At 61.4% G+C, this 21699-nt stretch carries 14 protein-coding genes; 2 read left to right on the top strand and 12 right to left on the bottom strand.

The genetic code is table 11. The features are described 5' to 3' along the window. Positions 1 to 45: 45 nt before the first annotated feature. The 9 genes from yccS to betI form a co-directional block, all read right to left on the bottom strand. On the bottom strand, positions 46 to 2238 hold the full coding sequence (yccS, locus tag NF676_RS25150) for a YccS family putative transporter (RefSeq protein ID WP_252868403.1): 2193 nt from the start codon (positions 2236 to 2238) through the stop codon (positions 46 to 48). A 230-nt stretch (positions 2239 to 2468) separates the two neighbouring features. Beyond that, positions 2469 to 3647 carry a BaiN/RdsA family NAD(P)/FAD-dependent oxidoreductase gene (locus tag NF676_RS25140; RefSeq protein WP_133335982.1) on the bottom strand — a complete coding sequence of 393 codons (1179 nt, stop codon included), beginning with the start codon at positions 3645 to 3647 and terminating at the stop codon, positions 2469 to 2471. A 153-nt stretch (positions 3648 to 3800) separates the two neighbouring features. Next, complete coding sequence (gene dbpA, locus NF676_RS25135; protein ID WP_024014613.1) at positions 3801 to 5186, bottom strand: ATP-dependent RNA helicase DbpA; 1386 nt, start codon at positions 5184 to 5186, stop codon at positions 3801 to 3803. A 281-nt stretch (positions 5187 to 5467) separates the two neighbouring features. Next, complete coding sequence (mdtD, locus tag NF676_RS25130) at positions 5468 to 6895, bottom strand: multidrug transporter subunit MdtD (RefSeq protein ID WP_056786508.1); 1428 nt, start codon at positions 6893 to 6895, stop codon at positions 5468 to 5470. A 144-nt stretch (positions 6896 to 7039) separates the two neighbouring features. Then, positions 7040 to 8377, bottom strand: coding sequence for a TldD/PmbA family protein (locus tag NF676_RS25125; protein WP_252886916.1), 1338 nt, complete (start codon positions 8375 to 8377; stop codon positions 7040 to 7042). Beyond that, positions 8377 to 9819 carry a TldD/PmbA family protein gene (locus NF676_RS25120; RefSeq protein ID WP_252886915.1) on the bottom strand — a complete coding sequence of 481 codons (1443 nt, stop codon included), beginning with the start codon at positions 9817 to 9819 and terminating at the stop codon, positions 8377 to 8379. The genes NF676_RS25125 and NF676_RS25120 overlap by 1 nt, the downstream gene beginning before the upstream one ends. A gap of 261 nt (positions 9820 to 10080) precedes the next feature. Continuing rightward, positions 10081 to 11784, bottom strand: a complete 1704-nt coding sequence (gene betA, locus NF676_RS25115) for a choline dehydrogenase (protein ID WP_150636870.1) — start codon at positions 11782 to 11784, stop codon at positions 10081 to 10083. Between the two features lie 180 nt (positions 11785 to 11964). Continuing rightward, on the bottom strand, positions 11965 to 13437 hold the full coding sequence (gene betB / locus NF676_RS25110) for a betaine-aldehyde dehydrogenase (protein WP_024014608.1): 1473 nt from the start codon (positions 13435 to 13437) through the stop codon (positions 11965 to 11967). 88 nt (positions 13438 to 13525) lie between these two features. Beyond that, positions 13526 to 14119 carry a transcriptional regulator BetI gene (betI, locus tag NF676_RS25105; RefSeq protein WP_008085771.1) on the bottom strand — a complete coding sequence of 198 codons (594 nt, stop codon included), beginning with the start codon at positions 14117 to 14119 and terminating at the stop codon, positions 13526 to 13528. 486 nt (positions 14120 to 14605) lie between these two features. On the opposite strand from betI, the gene NF676_RS25100 reads away from it, so the two are divergent. Beyond that, entirely contained in the window at positions 14606 to 16546 is a 1941-nt protein-coding gene (locus NF676_RS25100; protein ID WP_252887989.1) for a BCCT family transporter, read from the top strand. Between the two features lie 269 nt (positions 16547 to 16815). Here NF676_RS25100 and choV read toward each other — a convergent pair whose 3' ends face one another. The 3 genes from choV to NF676_RS25085 all read right to left on the bottom strand — a co-directional run bounded on the left by choV (position 16816) and on the right by NF676_RS25085 (position 19861). After that, entirely contained in the window at positions 16816 to 17994 is a 1179-nt protein-coding gene (gene choV, locus NF676_RS25095) for a choline ABC transporter ATP-binding protein (protein WP_016772804.1), read from the bottom strand. Continuing rightward, a complete protein-coding gene (gene choW / locus NF676_RS25090; protein WP_016772805.1) occupies positions 17991 to 18836 on the bottom strand; it encodes a choline ABC transporter permease subunit in 846 nt (281 codons plus the stop codon). The genes choV and choW overlap by 4 nt, the downstream gene beginning before the upstream one ends. Positions 18837 to 18913: 77 nt before the next feature. Then, positions 18914 to 19861 (bottom strand): choline ABC transporter substrate-binding protein, encoded by a 948-nt coding sequence (locus tag NF676_RS25085; protein ID WP_095181365.1) that lies wholly within the window; start codon positions 19859 to 19861, stop codon positions 18914 to 18916. Positions 19862 to 20296: 435 nt separating this feature from the next. Here NF676_RS25085 and NF676_RS25080 point away from each other — a divergent pair, with 435 nt between their 5' ends. Beyond that, complete coding sequence (locus NF676_RS25080) at positions 20297 to 21673, top strand: L-serine ammonia-lyase (RefSeq protein ID WP_252886914.1); 1377 nt, start codon at positions 20297 to 20299, stop codon at positions 21671 to 21673. Positions 21674 to 21699 lie beyond the last annotated feature (26 nt).

Raw genomic sequence — 21699 nt, 5'->3', positions numbered from 1 at the left:
AAATGCATACCCTGTGGGAGCGAGCCTGCTCGCGAACGCGTCGTCTCAGGCGCCGCTGATTTCGGCAGTGTCCTTGATCAAATGCGCCGCCAACGTCCGAAGCGGCCCCAACTGCCGGCAAATCAGCGCCAATTGTGTCTGCACCAGTCGCTGCCCCTCATCAATCTCGTCCGGCATCTGCTCCAGCTCATTGGCCAGCGCTTCCTCGTCATCACTCTGAATCGCAATCGGCTGCTTGCTCGCCAGGCCTTGGGCGATTTCGTCGATGCTGGTCGCCAGTTTCACCCCGGCGCCTTCGATCAAATGCTCGCGCACCTCCGCTGGCAACTGTGTTTCACGGTGCGCGCCGAGCCCTGACAAATAGCTGAGCAACGTGTGCGATAGCACCAGGAAGCGGAAGCCGACATCCGCCTCCTTACGGAAATGCCCCGGCTCCATGAGCATGTTCGCCAGTGTCGTCGACAGCGCCGCGTCAGCGTTATGGGCGTTGCGTCGGGCCAGGCGATAAGCGAGGTCATCGCTTTTGCCGGCGGCGTATTGCTGCATGATCTGGCGCAGGTAGATGCTGTTGCAGGTCAGGGTGTTGGCCAGCACTTTGTTCAGGCGCCGACCCTGCCAGTCCGGCAGGAACAGGAACACCGCCAGACCTGCGATCAGGCTGCCCAGCAGGGTATCGAACAGCCGTGGCAGGAACAGCCCGTAGCCATCGCCGACCTGATTGAAGCAGAACAGCACCATGATCGTGATCGCCGCCGTTGCCAGGGTGTAGCGGGTGGTGCGGTTGGTAAAGAACACCACACCGGCAGCGATGGCGAAGCACGATTGCACCACCGGGTTGGGGAACAGATCGAACAGCGCCCAGGCCACCGTCAGGCCAATGGCCGTGCCGATGATCCGCTGGCCGAGTTTGCGCCGGGTCGCGCCGTAGTTCGGCTGGCAGACGAACAGCGTGGTGAGGATGATCCAGTAGCCTTGCGACGGGTGGATCAGGTGCACCATGCCGTAGCCGATGCTCAGTGCCAGCGGTAGGCGCAGGGCATGGCGGAACAGCAGCGAGGTCGGCGTCAGTTGCGTACGCAGGCGAATCCACACGTCCTTGAGATTACGCGGTGAGCGGTCGAGCAGGCTGCTGTCGGTGGCGTCCGCCAGGGCATCGGGGTTGCTGGCATCGCTGAGCAGTCGGTCGAGGGTGCCGAGGTTGGCCGCCAAGGCGCGCAGCGAGCGCAGCAGGCCGCGCCATGCCGGGTTGCTCTGGATGCGTAAATGTTCGAGGGAGGCATGCAGGTCGTTCAGGGCTTCGGCGAAACTGGCGTCATAGATGAACGGCTGGCGCATCTGGATCGATTCGGCCAACGCCCGGCAGGCCTTGCCTTGCTGGCGCAGCAGGCGCTGGCAGCGGAACAGCACGTCGCTGTGGAAGAACGCCTCGGCCAGCGCGTTGTAAGGATAGTGCGAAGAGCTGGCGCGTTCGTGAATGTCCTGCGCGAGGAAATACAGCTTCAGATAACGGCTGACTTTCGAGCCGGGTCGACCGTTGCCGACCCGATGCAGGATGATTTCCTTGGCCGTGTTCAGGGCGGCGACCACCCGGCCATTCTGCTGCGCCAGTTCGAGCCGCCGGGCTTCGACATCCATCTGCCGGATCGGCTCGAACAGCGAAGATTTCAGCTTCAGATAAAGGCCCAGCTCGCGGAACAGCCGCGCCAGGCTCTGCTGCACCGGTTGATTGGAAAACAGCGCCTGCCACAGCACCGAGAGCAGGCCGTACCACGCCGCACCAGCGACCAGCAGCATCGGTTCGTGCCAGAAATCAGTGACCGCGCCGCCGCGCTGATCAACGCCGATCATTGTGTACACCGACAGAATCAGCGTCGCCGAGGCGATCGCACCGTAGCGCTCGCCCAGCGCACCGAGCATGGTCAGGCCGAAACTGGCCAGTGCCAGGGCCACGGCGAAAATGATCGGGTAGGGAAACAGCAATTCCACCGACAGCGCGGCGATGCTGAAACACACCAGTGTCACCGCGAGGGCGTTGAGACGACCCTGCCAACTGTCGTCGGTCTCGGCCAGGGCGCTGGCGATGATGCCGAGGAACAACGGGATCAGCAGGCCCATTTCATCCTGATACCAGCACAGCGCCATGCTGCCGGTCAGGGCGATGAATACCCGCACGCTGTAGCTGAATTTATCCAGCGCCCACAGGCGCCGCAAAGACTGACGAAACGAGGTCGAGGACATGAAGTGCGAAGGCCTTCCGAGGCGATGCCGCTAAATTGAGCCAGTAATGACGCCGACGCAATGGCGCCGAGCACATCTGACAGCAAAAAGTGTTCCTTTTACTTACACCACAAACCATTGTGGGAGCGAGCCTGCTCGCGAAAGCGGAGTGTCATTCAACATTGATGTCGACTGGTACACCGCATTCGCGAGCAGGCTCGCTCCCACAGGGTTTTTTATTTGGCCTTGAGTTAAGCGTACTGCGCGGCGGCGTAACCGGAGGCCCAGGCCCACTGGAAATTGAAGCCGCCCAGATGCCCAGTGACGTCGAGCACTTCCCCAATAAAGTACAGGCCCGGGCTTTTCAGCGATTCCATGGTCTTGGACGACACCTCGCGGGTGTCGACGCCACCCAGAGTCACCTCAGCCGTGCGATAGCCTTCAGTTCCCGCCGGCACAACCTTCCAACTGCCGAGCTTCTCGGCAATCTCCGCCAGTTCGGCGTGGGTGTACTGCTTCATCGGTTTGGAGACAAACCAGTTGTCCGCCAGCAGATTGGCCATCTTCTTGGTGAAGATCTCGCCAAGCAAAGTTTTCAACTCGCTGTTCGGGCGTTCAGCGACTTGCTGTTGCAACCAGCTCGCGGCGTCGTGATCCGGCAGCAGGTTGATCTCCACCGTGTCGCCGGGCTCCCAGAACGAACTGATCTGCAAGATCGCCGGGCCACTGAGGCCACGATGGGTGAACAGGATGTTCTCGCGAAAGCTCTGTTCGTTGCAGCTGACCAGACAATCCACCGAGGTGCCGGACAGCTCTGTGCACAACTCCTTCAGCTGGTCGGTGATGGTGAACGGCACCAGCCCGGCGCGGGTCGGCAGCAGTTCATGGCCGAACTGTTTGGCGACCTGGTAACCGAAACCGGTAGCGCCCAGGGTCGGAATCGACAGGCCGCCGGTGGCGATCACCAACGATTGGCACTGGACCTGACCGAGGGTGGTGTCGAGCAGGTAGCCGCTGTCGGTTTTTTCGATGGTCTGGATCGAGGTGTCCAGGTGCAGCTCGACGCCGGCCTGATCGCATTCATCAAGCAGCATGCCGAGGATGTCGCTGGACTTGTTATCGCAAAACAGTTGGCCGAGTTTCTTCTCGTGGTACGGCACACCGTGCTTGCCCACCAGACCGATGAAATCCCACTGGGTGTAACGCGCCAGCGCCGATTTGCAGAAATGCGGATTCTGCGAGAGGAAATTGCTCGGTTCGGTGTACATGTTGGTGAAATTGCAGCGACCGCCGCCGGACATGAGGATTTTCTTGCCGGCCTTGTTCGCGTGGTCGAGCAGCAACACCTGACGCCCGCGCCCGGCGGCGGTCAGGGCACACATTAAGCCGGCCGCGCCAGCGCCAATGATCACGACTTCGGTAGAGCGCAAAACGGTGTCCTCTTGGTGGGTCGCTACAAAACAAACTGTGGGAGCGAGCCTGCTCGCGAAAGCGTTGTGTCATTCAACAATGATGTCGACTGACAGATTGCATTCGCGAGCAGGCTCGCTCCCACAGGGGATCTCCTATGGATGGAAGATCGCTTACAGAATACGCACGCGCAACGAGCGGCCCTTGATCTTGCCGTCGTTCAGGCGCTGCAAGGCCTGCATGGCCACGGTGCGCTCGACAGCGACGTAGGCCTGGAAATCGAAGATGGCGATCTTGCCGACCTGCGCACCGGGAATGCCCGCTTCGCCGGTCAGTGCGCCAAGAATGTCGCCCGGGCGCACTTTGTCTTTGCGGCCAGCGCCGATGCACAGGGTGGTCATCGGCGGTTGCAGCGGCGCCAGGCCCTGGGACTTGAGGTTGTCGATCTGATCCCAGTTCAGCGGCGCTTTCTGCAGTTGTTCGATGGCTTGCGCACGATGAGCTTCGGACGGCGCGACCAGGCTGATGGCGATGCCTTTCTCGCCGGCACGACCGGTACGGCCAACGCGGTGGATGTGGATTTCCGAATCGCGCGCCAGCTCGACGTTGATCACCATGTCCAGCGCATCGATATCCAGACCACGGGCCGCGACGTCGGTGGCAACCAGCACCGAGGTGCTGCGGTTGGCGAACATTGCCAGCACCTGATCGCGGTCACGCTGTTCCAGATCGCCGTGCAGGCCAACAGCGGAAATGCCTTTGGCGGTCAGGTGATCGACGGTTTCCTGCACTTGCTGCTTGGTGAAGCAGAACGCCACGCAGGACGCCGGACGGAAGTGGTGCAGGACTTTGGTCACCGCGCTCATGCGCTCTTCCGGGGAAATCTCGTAGAAGCGCTGCTCGATCTGCGTGTCGTCGTGGAAGGCTTCAGCCTTGACGGTCTGCGGATCGCGCATGAATTTCGAGGCCAGTTGCTTGATGCCCACCGGGTAGGTCGCGGAGAACAGCAGAGTCTGCCGGCGCTCCGGGGTCTTGATGATGATGTCTTCGATCGCGTCGTAGAAGCCCATGTCGAGCATGCGGTCGGCTTCGTCGAGGATCAGCGTGTTCAGGCCATCGAGCACCAGCGAACCCTTGCGCAAATGCTGCTGAATGCGCCCCGGGGTGCCGACGATGATGTGCGCGCCGTGCTCCAGCGAAGCGATCTGCGGGCCGAACGAGACGCCGCCGCACAAGGTCAGGACCTTGATGTTGTCTTCGGCGCGGGCCAGACGGCGGACTTCCTTGGCCACCTGGTCGGCCAGCTCACGGGTCGGGCAGATCACCAGCGCCTGGCACCCGAAGTAGCGCGGGTTGATCGGGTTGAGCAGGCCGATGCCGAACGCGGCGGTCTTGCCGCTGCCGGTCTTGGCCTGGGCGATCAGGTCCATCCCCTTGAGGATCACCGGCAAGCTCTGCGCCTGGATCGGCGTCATCTGGGCATAACCGAGTGATTCGAGGTTAGCCAGCATGGCGGCGGACAGCGGCAGAGTATTAAAAGCGGTGGCGATGGTGGTCACGGGACTGGCCTGCAAAACAAAATGTCGCGCAGTGTAGCAGCCCCGTGCCGGTTTCCTCGACAGTTCTGGACGAACAGCGATTGAACCCGAGGCAGGGATTACCTGTGGCGAGGGGATTTATCTGTGGCGAGGGGATTTATCCCCGATGGGGTGCGCAGCACCCCCAATACCTGCCACCTCGATTCATCAGGCTGACCGCATCCAACCTTTTTGGGGCTGCTGCGCAACCCAGCGGGGATAAATCCCCTCGCCACAGAAGTCAAAGAACTCCTTCAGCAGAATCAGTGTTCGATGTGTTCTTGTGGACGTTTCGCCCGGCGCCCGTCTTCCTTCGACAGTTGCGAGAAGATCGTCGCCGCCAGCATCGCCATCACGCCGACCGTGACGAAGGTCAGCTGGAACGCACCGAGTACGGTTTCCACGCCATCGTTGCCGACCTTCGCAGTGAAGCCGCCGAGCAGCGCGCCGGCGCAGGCCACGCCGAGGCTCAGCGACAATTGCGCGACCACCGACAGCAGACTGTTGCCGCTGCTGGCGCTGGCATCGTCGAGGTCGATCAGCGTCACCGTATTCATCGCGGTGAATTGCAGCGAGTTGATTGCCCCCAGCACCGCCAGCAGGCATAGCAGCAGCCAGTACGGCGTCTGCTCGCTGACCAGGCCCATGCTCGCCAGCATGATCCCCAACGCCAGGGTGTTGCCGGTGAGCACGATGCGATAGCCGAGGCGTTCGATCAGCGGCCGCGCGACCCACTTGGCGACCATCGCCGCAGCGGCCAGCGGCAACATGCTCATCCCGGCTTGCGACGGCGAATAGCCCAACGCCACTTGCAACAGCAGCGGAACCAGAAATGGCAGAGCACCGCTGCCCAGTCGCGCGAACAGGTTGCCGAGAATGCCCACGGCGAACGTGCGGGTCTTGAACAGCGAAGGCGCAAACAGCGGATTCTCGATATGCCCGGCGCGCAGCCAGTACGCCGCCAGACAGGCCATGCCGGCGAACAGCAGCAGCATCACCCGCAGGTGCGGCAGGTGCAGTTCGCCAAGACCTTCCATGGCGATGGTGATGAGGATCATCGCTGCGCCGAACAGCAGAAAGCCGAGGCTATCGAAGCGGGTGCGCTCCGTGCCGCGCAGGTCGGGAATGAACTTCCACACCGCATAACAGCCGATCACCCCGACCGGCAGATTGATCAGGAAGATCCAGTGCCACGTCACGTATTCCACCATCCAGCCGCCCATGGTCGGGCCGATCAGCGGGCCGAGCAGGCCGGGAATGGTGATGAAACCCATGATCCGCACCAGTTCCGAGCGCGGGTACGCACGCAGCACCACCAGCCGCCCGACCGGCAACATCAGCGCACCGCCGAGGCCCTGGATCACCCGTGCGCCGATAAGCATGCTCAGGCTGCTGGATAACGCGCAGAGCAACGAGCCGAAGCTGAACAGCAGAATCGCGCCGAAGAAGATTTTCTTGGTGCCGAAGCGGTCGGCGATCCAGCCAGAGGCCGGGATCAGCAGGGCCACGGTAAGCATGTAGGCGATGATCACGCCCTGCATGCGCAACGGGTCTTCGGCCAGATCGCTGGCCATGGCCGGCAGCGCGGTATTGAGGATGGTCCCGTCGAGGGACTGCATGAAGAACGCAATGGCGACGACCCACGGCAACCAGCGGGCGGTGATGGCGTCGAGAGGCGGGCGGTTGGGCATGGAACCTCTTGTGTCAGTGCATATTCAGAGTCGAGCGCGGTCAGTGTGGGAGCGAGCCTGCTCGCGAAGAGGCCATTTCATTCAACATTGATGTCGATTGATCTAACGCTTTCGCGAGCAGGCTCGCTCCCACAGGTTTTGCATTTACAGCGTCAGCGTGAGTCGGCTGACCAGCGCCCCCGGCAACAGCGATGACGAGGTATTGCGCTGGCTGTACGTACTCGCCGACAGCAGCAGCTCACGCTCGGTGGTCAGTGCCTCCAACTGCGAACCGAGCAGGTTGTAGGCGCTATCGTCGAAGCGCATGGTGCTGACCGGCGCCTGGATTTCGCCGTTCTCGACCCAGAAGGTCGCGAAGCGGGTCATGCCGGTCATGCGCGCCGCCGGTTGATCCGAGTAGTTCAGATACCACAAGTTGCTGATATACAGCCCGGTGCCCAACTGCTTGAGGATCTCTTGCTGCGACAGATCACCGGCGGCCATGTTCAACGCACTGGGCATCTCGCCGCCGCCCGCACCGTTCGCCGCCAGACCATATTCGGCGGCGCTGCGCGAGCCGACCAGTTGATCGCCGGCCTTGCCTTCGATGATCAGACGCAGATCGCTGCGCGGATAACCCTCGGCGGAAAACGCCGGGCTCAGGGACTCGCTGACTTTTTCATCCAGCGACAGCAACGGGCTGAACGCCTGATCGCCGACGTAGAGCTTCTGCAACGGGCTGCTCTTGCTGGCGATCGATTGCGCCGAGAACCCGCCCCAACTGAGCATGCCCATGATTTCTTCCAGTGCCGCCGGCGCCAGATAGGCGCGGTACTGTCCCGGTGCCAAAGTGCGTAACGGTCGGCCGAGAAACTCCAGCTGTTCGCGGGCCTGGGCGAAACGCCGGGCAAACCCTTCGTCTCTCCAGTCGTGCCCGGCGTAGCTGGCCTTCACCGCTTCGCCGTTTTCGTGGAACAGGCTGAAGTCGAAATTGAAGCTGTTGGCTTCATGCCAGCCGAACGCGCCGGCGGAGCTGGCGAACCCGCGACTGATCGGGCCGGCAGCATAGAAACCGACCAGATCCAGACCTTCAGCGGCAGCGCAGATTTGCCCGACGACATCTTCGGTGTCCGGCAGCGGATGCGCTTGTACGTGCGTGCTCTGCCAGCTGTTGTGATTGAGCAGCAGGTACGGATCCTGCGGCAGCAGCGGCAGGGTTTCGCGCAGTTGTTGCAGGCCCTCGGCGAGCCGTTGCAGATCGGCTTCCTGATCCCCGGACAAGGTGATCTGCAGGTCGGCGTGGCGACCGTCGTCGATCAGTTTCAGGCCGATGTTGGCCTGCTGTACTTGCCCGGCCTGGCGCACCTTGGCGTGATTGAAGCGCACGAACGCCGAGGCTTCGGCGGCGTAACTGAGCGTGAACTGTTCCGGCTCGCGCACGCTGTCGCGCAGCCAGTTGACCATGACCTTGAAGGCGTCGGACTGACGCTTCGAAATGCTCATCAGGCGTCTCCCCCAAACACATCAATGTTGCTGAATACGCAGGCCGGCGAAGCGTGGCCGACGCGAATCACCTGGTTCGGTTCGCCCTTGCCGCAGTTCGGCGTGCCCAGCACCTTGACGGTGTTGGCATCGCCGACGGCGCGCAGGCTCTTCCAGAAGTGCGCGGAAATCGCCCGGTAGTTGGGATTTTTCACCACGCCTTTAAGTTCACCATGCTCGATCAACTGGCCCCATTCGCAGCCGAACTGGAATTTGTTGCGTGCATCGTCGATCGACCACGAGCGGTTGGTGCTCATCAGAATGCCGTGCTCGATACCACCGATCATCTGCTCCAGCGTCTGATCGCCCGGCTCGATGTTGAGGTTGGCCATGCGGTCGATCGGTGGCCGGTTCCAGCCGCAGGCGCGGCTGTTGGCAACGCCATCGAGGCCGGCGCGATATTGCGACAGCGCTCCGCCCAGCGGCCGCAGTAAAAGGCCGTCGCGAATCAGGAATTGTTTGCTCGCCGCGGTGCCGTCGTCGTCATGGCCGTAGCTGGCGAGTTCTTCCGGGATGCCGGGGTCGAAAGTCACGTTGAGCAAATTCGAGCCGTATTGCAGGCTGCCGAAATCGCTGGTCTTGACGAAACTGGTGCCGGCGTAATTGCGCTCATCGCCGAGGATGCGGTCGAGCTCCAGCGGGTGACCGATGGATTCGTGGATCTGCAGCATCATCTGATCGGGCATCAGCAGCAGGTCGCGCCGGCCTTGCGGGGTGTTCGGCGCGAGCAGCAGTTGCAGGGCCTGTTCGGCGACTTGCGGGCCGGCACCGACCAGACCGCAGCGGCTGATGACATCGGCGCCACCCTGTTGGCCGAAGTTCTCGCGGCCGAGGCTGCGGGTCTGGCTGTCGTTGCCGTCGTAGGCGGTGACGTCGAGGCTCGGATAGACGAAGCGCTGGGCCTGACGCAATTCGGCGCCGGCGCTGCTCAGGTAGATCTGCTCGACATGGGTGATGCCGATGCTTACCTGCCAATTGACCAGGCGCTTATCCTTGGGCACCGAGGCGGATTCCGCGCCGAGCAGATCGAAGCATTCGCTCAGGGACGGGAAGGGCTGTTCGAGATTGGGTGAAAAATAATCAGCGCGATCGCTGGAAAGCGGCTGCTCGCGCAGATCGAGCAAGGCGTGCGGCTTGAGCCGGCGGGCCTGTTGCTCAGCGCGCTCGAGAGCGGCTTGCAGGCCTTGTTGCGAGAGGTCATTGGTCGCCGCATAGGCTTCGACGCCATTCACGCGCACGGTGAGCATCGCCCCTTCATCGCGGCTCAAACTCGGCGGTTCGGCGACGTTCTTGCGCACCGACAGAAACTGCCCGGACTCGCGCACATACCGCAGGGAAAAAAATTCAGCGCCCGTGCGCAAGGCAGCAAAGCGCTGCTTGAGCTGGGGGTGGAAATCGAACATTCGGGAACCTCCTTGTAATGGAGTAGCGGCATGGCGACAGCGGGGAGGGGTGAAACGGTTGCGCGAGGTCTAGAGTAGGCCTGCGTGGGGGTAGGATCAAGTGAAGAGGGGGTGTAGGGGGATTTACTGTGCAGCGGGGAAGTGTGTGTTGCTGTGAGGGCCTCTTCGCGAGCAGGCTCGCTCCCACAGGGGATTTGTGAATGCCACAGATCCAGTGTGGGAGCGAGCCTGCTCGCGAAGGCGGCGCCTCGGTACTACGACTTACTGCGTAACCGGGGTGATATCCCGCATCGGCTTGCCTTTGACCGGTGCGCCGTTCGCGACGTAATAAGCAGCGGTGCTGCGCGGCAGCGGCTTGCGGCCACGGATCTTGTCGGCGATTTTCTCGGCCATCATGATCGTCGGCGCGTTGAGGTTGCCGGTGGTGATGATCGGCATGATCGAGGCATCGACCACGCGCAGGCTCTGCATGCCGTGCACACGACCTTCGCCATCGACCACGGCCATCTCGTCGGTGCCCATCTTGCACGAGCAGGACGGGTGGAACGCGGTTTCGGCGTGCTCGCGGATGAACTTGTCGAGCTGCTCATCGGTTTGCACGTCGATGCCCGGGCTGATTTCGCGGCCACGGAAGGCGTCGAGGGCCGGCTGCTGCATGATTTCGCGGGTCAGGCGGATGCCGTCGCGGAACTCCTGCCAGTCCTGCTCGGTGGCCATGTAGTTGAAGAGGATGCTCGGGTGCTGACGCGGATCCTTGGATTTGACCTGGATGCGGCCACGGCTCGGCGAGCGCATGGAACCCATGTGCGCCTGGAAACCATGTTCTTTCACGCCGTTGCTGCCGTTGTAGTTAATCGCCACCGGCAGGAAGTGGTACTGGATGTTCGGCCATTCGAATTCCGGACGCGAACGAATGAAACCGCCGGCCTCGAACTGGTTGCTGGCGCCGATGCCGGTGCCGTTGAACAGCCACTCGGCACCGATCGCCGGCTGGTTGTACCAAAGCAGCGACGGGTACAGCGAAACCGGTTGGGTGCAGGCGTATTGCAGGTACAGCTCGAGGTGATCCTGCAGGTTTTCACCGACGCCCGGCAGATCGTGGACCACCGGGATGTCGAGGCTTTCCAGCAATTTCGCCGGGCCGACACCGGAGCGCTGCAGAATCTGCGGCGAAGCGATGGCGCCGGAGCACAGCAGGACTTCCTTGCGCGCCTTGGCTTCAACACGTTCTTCAGCGTCACCGATCAGGTAACGCACGCCGACCGCACGCTTGCCTTCAAAGAGAATCTTGTCGGTCAGGGCGTGGGTGACGATGGTCAGGGTCGAGCGTTTTTTGGCGATGTCGAGGTAGCCACGCGCGGTGGAAGCACGGCGGCCGTTCGGCGTCACGGTGCGGTCCATCGGGCCGAAGCCTTCCTGCTGGTAACCGTTGAGGTCTTCGGTACGCGGGTAACCGGCCTGCACGCCAGCTTCAACCATGGCGTGGAACAGCGGGTTGTTGCCGGCTTTCGGCGTGGTCACGCTGACCGGGCCGTCGCCACCGTGGTAATCGTTCGGGCCGATGTCGCGGGTTTCGGCTTTGCGGAAATACGGCAGGCAATCGAGGTACGACCAGTCTTCCAGGCCCGGCAGTTTCGCCCAGCCGTCGTAGTCCATCGCGTTGCCACGGATGTAGCACATGCCGTTGATCAGCGAAGAGCCGCCAAGGCCCTTGCCGCGACCGCATTCCATCCGGCGACCGTCCATGTGTGGCTCTGGATCGGTTTCGTAAGCCCAGTTGTAGCGACGCCCCTGCAGCGGGAACGCCAGCGCGGCGGGCATCTGGGTACGGAAGTCGAGGCGGTAGTCCGGCCCCCCGGCTTCGAGCAGCAGAACGGTGACGCCTTCGTCTTCAGTCAGACGGGTCGCCAGGGTGTTACCGGCCGAGCCGGCACCGATGATGATGTAGTCGAATTCTTGGGACATTGAATGCACCCTCTTTGATAGTGGTCAGGTCGGACCTTGGCGAGTGCTGTGCACTCGAATCGCTGGCAAGCCAGCTCCCACAGGGATTGGGGGCTGCCACAAATTGGGTGGACGACTCCAAACCTGTGGGAGCGGGCTTGCCCGCGAAGAGGCCTTCGCGAGCAATGCAAATCTCGGGTCTTAGAACACCGAAACGTAATCGCCCAGCTCGACCTGTACCGATTTGATGCGTGTGAAGTTGTTCAGCGAGCTGATCCCGTTCTCACGGCCCACACCCGACTGCTTGTAACCGCCAACCGGCATTTTTGCGTCGGACTCGCCCCAGGCGTTGATCCAGCAGATACCGGCTTCCAGTTGATGAATCACGCGGTGGGCGCGGTTCAGGTCTTTGGTGACGATACCGGCGGCCAGGCCGAAGTCGGTGTCGTTGGCGCGGCGGATCACTTCTTCTTCGGTTTCGTAGGAGAGGATCGCCATCACCGGGCCAAAGATCTCTTCACGAACGATGGTCATGTCGTCGGTGCAGTCGGTGAACACGGTGGGCGCAACGAATGCGCCTTTGGCGAATTCGCCGTCGGTCAGGCGACCACCGCCGCACAGGACGCGTGCGCCTTCTTCTTTACCCTTGGCGATGTAAGCCAACACGCTTTCCATGTGCGGGAAGCTGACCAGCGGGCCGAAGTTGGTGTTTTCGTCTTCCGGGTTGCCGACGCGGATGCGCGCAACGCGCTCAACGATCTTGGCCTCGAACGCGGCTTTCAGATGCGCCGGTACGAATACGCGAGTGCCGTTGGTGCAGACCTGACCGGAGCTGTAGAAGTTGGCCATCATCGCCGTGTCGGCGGCGCGATCGAGGTCGGCGTCGTCGCAGATGATCAGCGGCGACTTGCCGCCCAGTTCCATGGTCACGTCTTTGAGCGACGAAGCCGAAGCGCTGGCCATGACTTTCTTGCCAGTGTCGGTGCCGCCAGTGAAGGAGATTTTCTCGATGCGCGGGTGCTCGGTCAGCCAGGTGCCGACTTCGCGGCCGCTGCCGGTCAGCACGTTGAACACGCCGTTCGGCACGCCGGCTTCGGTGTAGATCTCAGCCAGTTTCAGGGTGGTCAGCGAGGTGACTTCGCTTGGCTTGAAGATCATCGCGTTACCGGCCGCCAGGGCTGGAGCGGATTTCCACAGCGCGATCTGGATCGGGTAGTTCCACGCGCCGATACCGGCGACCACGCCCAGCGGCTCGCGACGGGTGTAAACGAAAGAGGTGTCACGCAGCGGAATCTGCTCGCCTTCGATGGCGGGCACCAGGCCTGCGTAGTATTCCAGCACGTCAGCGCCGGTGACGATGTCGACGTACTTGGTTTCGGAGAAGGATTTGCCGGTGTCCAGGGTTTCCAGCGCAGCCAGCTCATCGTTGCGCTCGCGCAGGATGTCGACGGCGCGACGCAGGATGCGCGAACGCTCCATGGCGGTCATCGCGGCCCAGATTTTCTGGCCCTTTTCGGCGCTGACCACGGCGCGCTCGACGTCGTCTTTGGTCGCACGTTGCACCAGTGCGAGGACTTCACCGTTCGCCGGGTTGATGGCTTCGAAGGTGGCGTCGCTGCCGGCGTCGGTGTACGCGCCATCGATGTAGAGTTTTTGCAGTTCGAAACGGGCCATAGTGTCCTCGCAAGTGCATTGGTGGTTGGCGTTGACCACCGCGATGACGCTGCGGTGGAGTTCAGGGGCCGAGCATTTTCTGTGTGCTCTAGCTCACCTTCTTGGCCAATTGGAAATCCATGTATTCGTAAGCGATCTGTTGCGCCTGCGCCGTGTCGAAAGCGTCTCCCGACAGCGCGCCGCGCAACCACAAGCCGTCAATCAACGCTGCCAGACCCCGGGCGGCGCTGCGCGCATCTTCGAGCGGCAGCACACGGCGGAACTGGCAGCACAGGTTGGAATACAGACGGTGATCGTTGATCCGCTGCAACCTGTGCAAAGACGGCTGGTGCATGCTGGTGGCCCAAAAGGCCAACCAGGTTTTCATTGCCGGGCCATTGACCTGGCTGGCGTCGAAGTTGCCTTCGATGATCACCTGCAGATGCGCCCGTGGGCTGTCATCTGCCAGCGCCTGACGGCGCGCGGTGACGCTCTCGCTGAGGGCGGTCATCAGGTACCGCATCGTGGCGGCGATCAGGCCGTTCTTGTCCTGAAAGTAATGACTGATGATGCCATTCGAGACACCGGCCAAACGGGCGATCAGCGCAATGCTGGCGTCCCCCATTCCGACCTGATCGACCGCTTGCAAAGTGGCTTCGATCAATTGTTGGCGGCGGATGGGTTGCATACCGACCTTGGGCATCTTGCACATCTCCTTAGGCCTTCCGAGAGGCGAATGACGCCGATCGGATTGAGGGCCAGTCTATTTTGTTTTGATTGAACGTTCAATCAACAAAGAATAAGATCTGCGACAATTCGTCGCTGCCTACAGAAAATTCCTACGTGTAATGACGATAAAAACCGACACCTGAAACGGCTCGAAACCTGCGTGGGGCATGGCGCGGTTCGCGATTCGATGGACGTGTTGAAAGGGCAAGACGCTCGGGGCCAGGTTTCGGATGAACGTCCGTCGCCTCTGGCCACGAAAGCGAATACGCAACGCCATTTCGGCAGGTTCGGGCTTTTTTCGGAGTGTCTTTATATCACCCGCCGGTCGGCTGCCAACTAACCGATTGGTCGGGTTCCGTGATGCCTTGTGTTCTTCTCTCGCACTGCCTGGAGCATTTGTGCCATGAGTTCTGCCTCGCTAATAAAGACCCCGCCCGAGAAGGTGACGGTCAACGGTTGGGTGTTCTACACCTCGACCGCGCTGATTCTGTTGTTGACCGCCATTCTGATCATCGCCCCGCAAGAGGCCGGCAGAATGTTGGGCATGGCCCAGGCCTGGTTGTCGCGCAGCTTCGGCTGGTACTACATGGTGGTGATCGCCGCCTACCTGGTGTTCGTGGTCGGTCTGGCGTTTTCCTCGTACGGCAAACTCAAACTGGGCAGCAAGGACGACACCCCGGATTTCAGCTACGGCGCCTGGGCGGGGATGCTGTTCTCGTCGGGCATCGGCATTTCGCTGCTGTACTTCGGCGCGTCCGAGCCGCTGGATCACTACTTCAATCCGCCGGAAGGCACCTCGGCGACGAATATGGCGGCGCGGCAGGCGGTGCAACTGACTTTCCTGCACTGGGGCCTGCACGGCTGGGCGATCTACGCACTGGTCGGCCTGGCCGTCGCGTATTTCGCCTATCGGCATAACCAGCCGCTGGCCCTGCGTTCGGCGCTGTATCCGCTGGTCGGCGAGCGCTGGGTCAAAGGCGCGGCCGGGCACGCGGTGGACGGCTTCGGCATGTTCGTAACGCTGCTGGGCCTGGTGACCAACCTGGGGATTGGCTCGCTGCAAGTGTCGTCCGGGCTGGAAAACCTGTTCGGCATGGAGCACAGCAACACCAACCTGCTGATCGTCATCATCGTCATGAGCACAGTAGCGACCATCGCTGCCGTGTCAGGTGTTGAAAACGGCATCCGTCGTCTGTCCAACCTGAACATCGTGCTGTTCAGCGGCCTGCTGATTTTCGTCCTGCTGTTCGGCCCGACCCTGCACCTGCTCAACGGCTTCGTGCAGAACATTGGCGACTATCTCAACGGCGTGGTGCTGAAGACCTTCGACCTTTACGTCTATGAAGGCGACAGCGCCAAGTCCGACCGCTGGCTGGGCCTGTGGACGCTGTTCTATTGGGCCTGGTGGATTTCCTGGGCGCCATTCGTGGGCATGTTCATTGCGCGGATTTCCCGTGGCCGCGGCGTGCGTGAACTGGTCGCTGGCGTGCTGCTGATTCCGCTGGGCTTCACCTTGGCGTGGCTGTCGATCTTCGGCAACTCGGCGCTGGATCTGGTGATGAATCAGGGCGCGGTGGAGCTGGGCAAGACGGCGCTGGAACAGCCGTCGATGGCGATCTATCAGTTGCTTGAGCATTATCCGGCGTCGAAAGTCGTGATTGGTGTGTCGATCTTTGTCGGCTTCGTGCTGTTCCTGACCCCGGCCGACTCCGGCGCGGTGATGATGGCGAATCTTTCCTGCAAGGGCGGCAACGTCGACGAAGACGCGCCGCACTGGCTGCGGATCTTCTGGTCGGTGGTGATCACGCTGGTGACCATCGGCCTGCTGTTCGCCGGCAACTTCGAAGCCATGCAAACCATGGTCGTGCTGGCCGGCCTGCCGTTCTCGGTGGTGCTGATCTGCTTCATGTTCGGCCTGCACAAGGCGATGCGCCAGGACGTGCAGATCGAACAGGAGCAAGCACAACTGGCCGAGCGCGGACGCCGTGGTTTCAGCGAGCGCCTGACGCAACTGGATCTGCAGCCGAGCCAATCGGTGGTGCAGCGCTTCATGGACAAGCACGTCACTCCGGCGCTGGAAGATGCAGCGGCGCAATTGCGCAATCAGGGCATTGAAGTGCAGACGCTGCTGGGCAAGGCCAAGCGTTGCATGGGCGTGCGGGTCGAGATGGAAGAGGGCAACCCTTTCGTCTACGAAGTGAGCCTGGATGGTTATCTGGCGACCCCGACCGAATCGGCGCAGTCCGATGAAGCGCGTCAGCGTTATTACCGCGCTGAGGTGTATCTGCACAATGGCAGTCAGGACTATGACTTGATGGGCTTCACCCCGGAGCAGATTACCCGGGATGTGCTCGATCAGTTCGAAAGCCATCGGCAGTTGTTGGGGCGGGTTTATAGCTAAAGTCAAAAGCTGACCCTCACCCCAGCCCTCCCGAAACGTCGGACCGCCCGTAGGGAGAGGGAGCCGACTGAGGTGTCTGGCGTTGTACATTGACCTGAAAGATCGAGTCGATTATGGATTCGGTAAAGCAAGATCAGGTCGGTGCAGATCTGCAGCATCCCCCGATCGGTCCCCTCTCCCTCTGGGAGAGGGCTAGGGTGAGGGGCTATTCCTAACCCAACAAAAAGGGATCGCTCACCGCGATCCCTTTTTTTATCCCACCTGGCGCATTACCCCAGATTCTTGCCCAACAACGCGTGATACAACTCGCTGTCGCCGAGAATCCCCACCACATGATTGTTATCGTGCAGCACCAGCTTGTTGCCGGTCTGATAACGGATCTGCAGCGCGTCACGCATGCCGATGTTCGAGTCCACCAGCGTCGGTTTGCGCTCCAGGCCTTCCACCGCTTGCCCCGGTGCCCAGTTCTGCAGGTTCAGCACCGAGCCGTTCTGCCGTGCGCCTTTGATGGTGTTGCCTTCGGCCAGGTCCAGCCACGAGTCGCCGCCCGGATCGAGGCACACCGAGCCGTTGATGCGTTTGCACTTGTCCAGCGTGCGCATCAGGCTGCGGCCGCAGAGCACGTTGAGCGGGTTGGTGTGGGCGACAAAGGTGCGCACATAGTCGTCCGCCGGGTTGAGGACGATTTCCTCCGGCACGCTGTACTGGATGATCCGACCGTCCTTCATGATCGCGATGCGGCTACCCAATTTGAGTGCTTCATCGAGGTCGTGGCTCACAAACACGATGGTCTTGCTCAGCTTGCGTTGCAGCTCCAGCAGTTCATCCTGCAGACCCTGGCGGATCAACGGGTCGAGGGCCGAGAACGGTTCGTCCATCAGCAGAATGTCGGCGTCCATGGCCAGCGCGCGGGCGAGGCCGACGCGCTGCTGCATGCCGCCGGATAGCTCATCAGGCTTCTTGTTGCGCCATTGGGTCAGGCCGACCAGTTCGAGTTTCTCATCGACCAGTTTCTTGCGTTCCTTCTCCGGTCGGCCCTGCATCTCCAGACCGAAACTGATGTTCTCGCGCACCGTCAGCCACGGCATCAGAGCGAATTTCTGAAAGACCATGGCAATGCGCTTGGTGCGCATCATTTTCAGCTCGGCGGGCGTGCAGGAGGCGATGTCGATCTGGCGGTTTTCATGCTCGACGAACAGCTTGCCGCGGCTCACGGTGTTGAGGCCGTTGATGCAGCGCAGCAGGCTCGATTTGCCCGAGCCGGACAGGCCCATCAGCACGCAGATCTCGCCTTTGTTGATGTCCAGGGTGGCTTTTTCCACGCCGACGATCTGACCGGTCTTCTTCAGGATCTCGTTGCGGGTCATGCCCTGATCGAGCAGCTTGAGTGCCTCGCGCGGATCCTTGGAGAAGATTACGTCGACGTCTTCGAAGCGAATTATGCTCATGCGTCACCCCCTACTTTGGCGTCGGGTTGTTTGCAGATACGGTCGAGCATGATCGCCAGCAGTACGATTGCCAGGCCTGCTTCGAAGCCCAGCGCGATATCAGCAGTGTTCAGTGCGTTGACCACCGGTTTGCCGAGTCCGTCGGCGCCGACCAGTGCCGCGATCACCACCATCGACAGCGACAGCATGATGCACTGGGTGATGCCGGCCGCGATGCTCGGCATGGCGTGCGGCAATTCGATCCTTGAGAGCAATTGGCGACGCGAGCAGCCGAAGGCCTTGCCGGCGTCCATCAGTTCTTGCGGGACATCACGGATGCCCAGGTAGGTCAGGCGGATCGGCGCCGCGATGGCGAAGACCACCGTGGAGATCAGGCCCGGGACCACACCCAGCCCGAAGAGGGTCAGGGTAGGAATGAGGTAAACGAAGGTCGGCACGGTCTGCATCAGATCGAGCACCGGCCGCATCATGGTGTAGAACATCGGTTTGTGCGCGGCGACGATGCCCAGCGGCACGCCGATCAACACGCAGACCAGGGTGGCGAACAGCACCTGGGCGAGGGTTTCCATGGTTTCCTGCCAGTACCCCAGGTTGAGGATCAGCAGGAACGAGGCGACCACGAACGCGGTCAGGCCCCACTTGCGTTGAATCAGATGGGCGATGATGGCAATCAGGCCAATCAGCACCAGTGGGTTGAACCAGGTCAGCGCAAACGTCACGCCGTGGATCATCGTTTCCAGTGTCACGGCGATTGCGTCGAAGGTGTTGGCGCCGTGTTGCGTCAACCATTCGACGAAGCCCGCGATGTACTGGCCTAAAGGTATTTTCTGATCAATCAGCATGGTAGTGAACGTCCGCATGCAAGGAAATTAACAGCCCGGGCAGGCACGCCTGCCCGGCATAAGCGGTGCCCCTCAAATCAAGGCGCGAGCTTGGCTTTCACGGCCTCCAGGCCTGGTTTACCGTCAATGGTGGTCACGCCAGCGAGCCAGGTTTCGAGCACCTGTGGATTCTTTTTCAGCCAGGCCTTGGCGGCCGCGTCAGGCTTCATCTTGTCGTCGAGAATGTTGCCCATCAGTTCACTTTCCATGTCGACGGTGAACTCCAGGTTTTTCAACAGCTGACCGACGTTGCTGCATTCTTCGGCGTAACCCTTGCGGGTGTTGGTCGCCACGGTGGCTGCGCCGAAATCGGGGCCGAAGAAGTCGTCGCCGCCGGTCAGGTATTGAATCTTGAAGCGCTTGTTCATCGGGTGCGGTGCCCAGCCGAGGAAGACCACGGCGGTGTCGCGCTTCTGCGCCCGGTCGACTTGCGAGAGCATGCCGGCCTCGGAGGATTCGACGATCTTGAAGCCAGCGGTTTTCAGGCCGAAGGCATCCTTGTCGATCATGCTCTGGATCAGCCGATTGCCGTCGTTGCCCGGCTCGATGCCGTAGATCTTGCCGTCGAGTTCTTTCTTGAATTTGGCGATGTCGGCGAAGTCATGCAGGCCTTTGTCATACAGGGCTTGCGGCACGGCGAGGGTGTATTTGGCACCCTTGAGGTTGGTGCGCACGGTGTCGACGGTGCCGGCATCGCGATACGGCTTGATGTCGTTCTCCATGGTCGGCATCCAGTTACCGAGAAACACGTCCATGTTCTTGCCGTCGGCCAGCGACTTGTAGGTCACGGGCACGGAGATCATGGTGGTTTTGGTCTTGTAGCCGAGGGCGTTGAGAACAACGGAAGTGGTGGCGGTGGTTGCAGTGATGTCGGTCCAGCCGACATCGGAGAAGTTAACGAGGCTGCACTGTGCCGGTTCTGCGGCTTGCGCCAGTAACGGCAGACTCAGCAGGGCGGCCAACAACAACGACGGGGAACCTTTCATGGATGGACTCCTTGGTGTTTTTTTTGGCAGTGTTCCGACTGTGGACCACCGCACTTATGGGTTGCGGTTGGTGGCGTTTTTGAGACAGCTCTACCGCAGCGCCTTGCAATCGAGTCATCCCGATCATGTACCAGTGAAAATCTGACGCCTACAGGGAGGGTCGTATCCAGTACAGGGATGGTCGCTTCCAGTGTCGGTGACGTCGCTTACAGCTTTTTTCCGCCCCCGATGACCTGCTCGACTGCATAAAAACGGCGTATTTGCGGGGCGAAAACGTGACGACGCTGCTGGACATGACTGCGTCGGTGTCAGACGCCGTGCGCGCCGACAAAAGCCCGATGATGCCGGCATTCGGCGGATCGCAGCTTGAGCGTAGCAGCTCCGCCAGCGGGCGCTTTTGCAGCCCGGACCGGTATTCTCAGGAGCTTCGCAGCAATGGCTATCAGCGTTTTCGACCTGTTCAAAATCGGCATCGGCCCTTCCAGTTCCCACACCGTCGGCCCGATGCGCGCCGCCGCACTATTTGTCGAGTCGCTGCGCGGCAAGCATCAACTGGAGCAGGTGCGGCGCATCGAGGTGCAGTTGTTCGGATCGCTATCGGCCACCGGCATCGGCCACGGCAGCGACAACGCGGTGATCATGGGCCTGATGGGCGAGTGGCCGGACGCAATCGACCCGGCGCAGATCGGCCCGCGCATTCAGGCGCTGCGCGAAACTCATACGCTTTTATTGGATGGCCGTCTGGCTGTGCCGTTTATCTGGGCGCGGGACATGCGCCTGATCGACGAAAACCTGCCATTCCATCCCAACGCCATGACCCTGGTTGCCGAAGGCGAATTCGGTGAGCTGCATCGTGACACCTACTATTCAGTCGGCGGCGGCTTCGTCGTTGATGAGGCGCAAGCGGCCAGCGGTGTGGTCGATCTGGATCGCACCGAATTGCCCTACGATTTCTCCAGTGCGGTCGAGCTGCTGCAGTTGTGCAAAACGCACAACCTGCGCGTCGCCGAACTAATGATGGCCAACGAAAAGGTCTGGCGCAGTGAAGAAGAGATCCGTGCCGGGCTGATGAAACTGTGGCGGGCGATGCAGGATTGCGTCGAGCAGGGCCTCAAGCACGAAGGCATTCTGCCCGGCGGCCTGAACGTTCGCCGGCGTGCGGCGAAGTTGCACCGCAGCCTGCAAGAGCTGAACAAACCGAATGTCATCGGCTCGACCCTGAGCGCGATGGAGTGGGTCAACCTGTTCGCCCTGGCCGTCAATGAAGAGAATGCTGCCGGCGGGCGCATGGTCACTGCACCGACCAACGGCGCGGCGGGGATCATCCCGGCGGTGCTGCACTACTTCATGAAATTCAGCGAAGCGGTCACCGACGCCAACGTCGTCGACTATTTCCTCGGCGCGGCGGCGGTGGGCATTCTTTGCAAAAAGAATGCGTCGATCTCTGGGGCCGAGGTCGGTTGCCAGGGCGAGGTCGGTTCGGCCTGCGCCATGGCGGCGGCAGGGCTGGCGGAGATTCTCGGCGCCACCCCTGAGCAACTGTGCAACGCGGCGGAAATCGGCCTGGAACACAATCTGGGCCTGACCTGCGACCCGGTCGGTGGCCTGGTGCAAGTGCCGTGCATCGAGCGCAATGCGATTGCCGCAGTGAAAGCCATCAACGCGGCGCAAATGGCCCTGCGTGGCGACGGTCAGCACTTTATCTCGCTGGACCGGGTGATCCGCACCATGCGTGATACCGGCGCCGATATGCATGACAAATATAAGGAAACTTCGCGCGGTGGCTTGGCGGTCAGTGCGGTTGAGTGCTGAGCCAGCCACACCGAGGTGGATTCTTC

Origin of the sequence: Pseudomonas siliginis, from assembly GCF_024072275.1 — a bacterium.
Classification (GTDB): Bacteria; Pseudomonadota; Gammaproteobacteria; order Pseudomonadales; family Pseudomonadaceae; genus Aquipseudomonas; species Aquipseudomonas siliginis.
Note: the sequence above shows the minus strand (reverse complement) of the source record. Positions and strands in the feature narration are given on the sequence as shown.

Bases quoted from the DNA above. Each gene is read 5' to 3' on its own strand.
- yccS (WP_252868403.1), bottom strand. From the start codon at position 2,238: ATGTCCTCGACCTCGTTTCGTCAGTCTTTGCGGCGCCTGTGGGCGCTG.
- mdtD (WP_056786508.1), bottom strand. From the start codon at position 6,895: ATGCCCAACCGCCCGCCTCTCGACGCCATCACCGCCCGCTGGTTGCCG.
- NF676_RS25125 (WP_252886916.1), bottom strand. From the start codon at position 8,377: ATGAGCATTTCGAAGCGTCAGTCCGACGCCTTCAAGGTCATGGTCAAC.
- NF676_RS25120 (WP_252886915.1), bottom strand. From the start codon at position 9,819: ATGTTCGATTTCCACCCCCAGCTCAAGCAGCGCTTTGCTGCCTTGCGC.
- betA (WP_150636870.1), bottom strand. From the start codon at position 11,784: ATGTCCCAAGAATTCGACTACATCATCATCGGTGCCGGCTCGGCCGGT.
- betB (WP_024014608.1), bottom strand. From the start codon at position 13,437: ATGGCCCGTTTCGAACTGCAAAAACTCTACATCGATGGCGCGTACACC.
- betI (WP_008085771.1), bottom strand. From the start codon at position 14,119: ATGCCCAAGGTCGGTATGCAACCCATCCGCCGCCAACAATTGATCGAA.
- choV (WP_016772804.1), bottom strand. From the start codon at position 17,994: ATGAGCATAATTCGCTTCGAAGACGTCGACGTAATCTTCTCCAAGGAT.
- choW (WP_016772805.1), bottom strand. From the start codon at position 18,836: ATGCTGATTGATCAGAAAATACCTTTAGGCCAGTACATCGCGGGCTTC.
- NF676_RS25085 (WP_095181365.1), bottom strand. From the start codon at position 19,861: ATGAAAGGTTCCCCGTCGTTGTTGTTGGCCGCCCTGCTGAGTCTGCCG.
- NF676_RS25080 (WP_252886914.1), top strand. From the start codon at position 20,297: ATGGCTATCAGCGTTTTCGACCTGTTCAAAATCGGCATCGGCCCTTCC.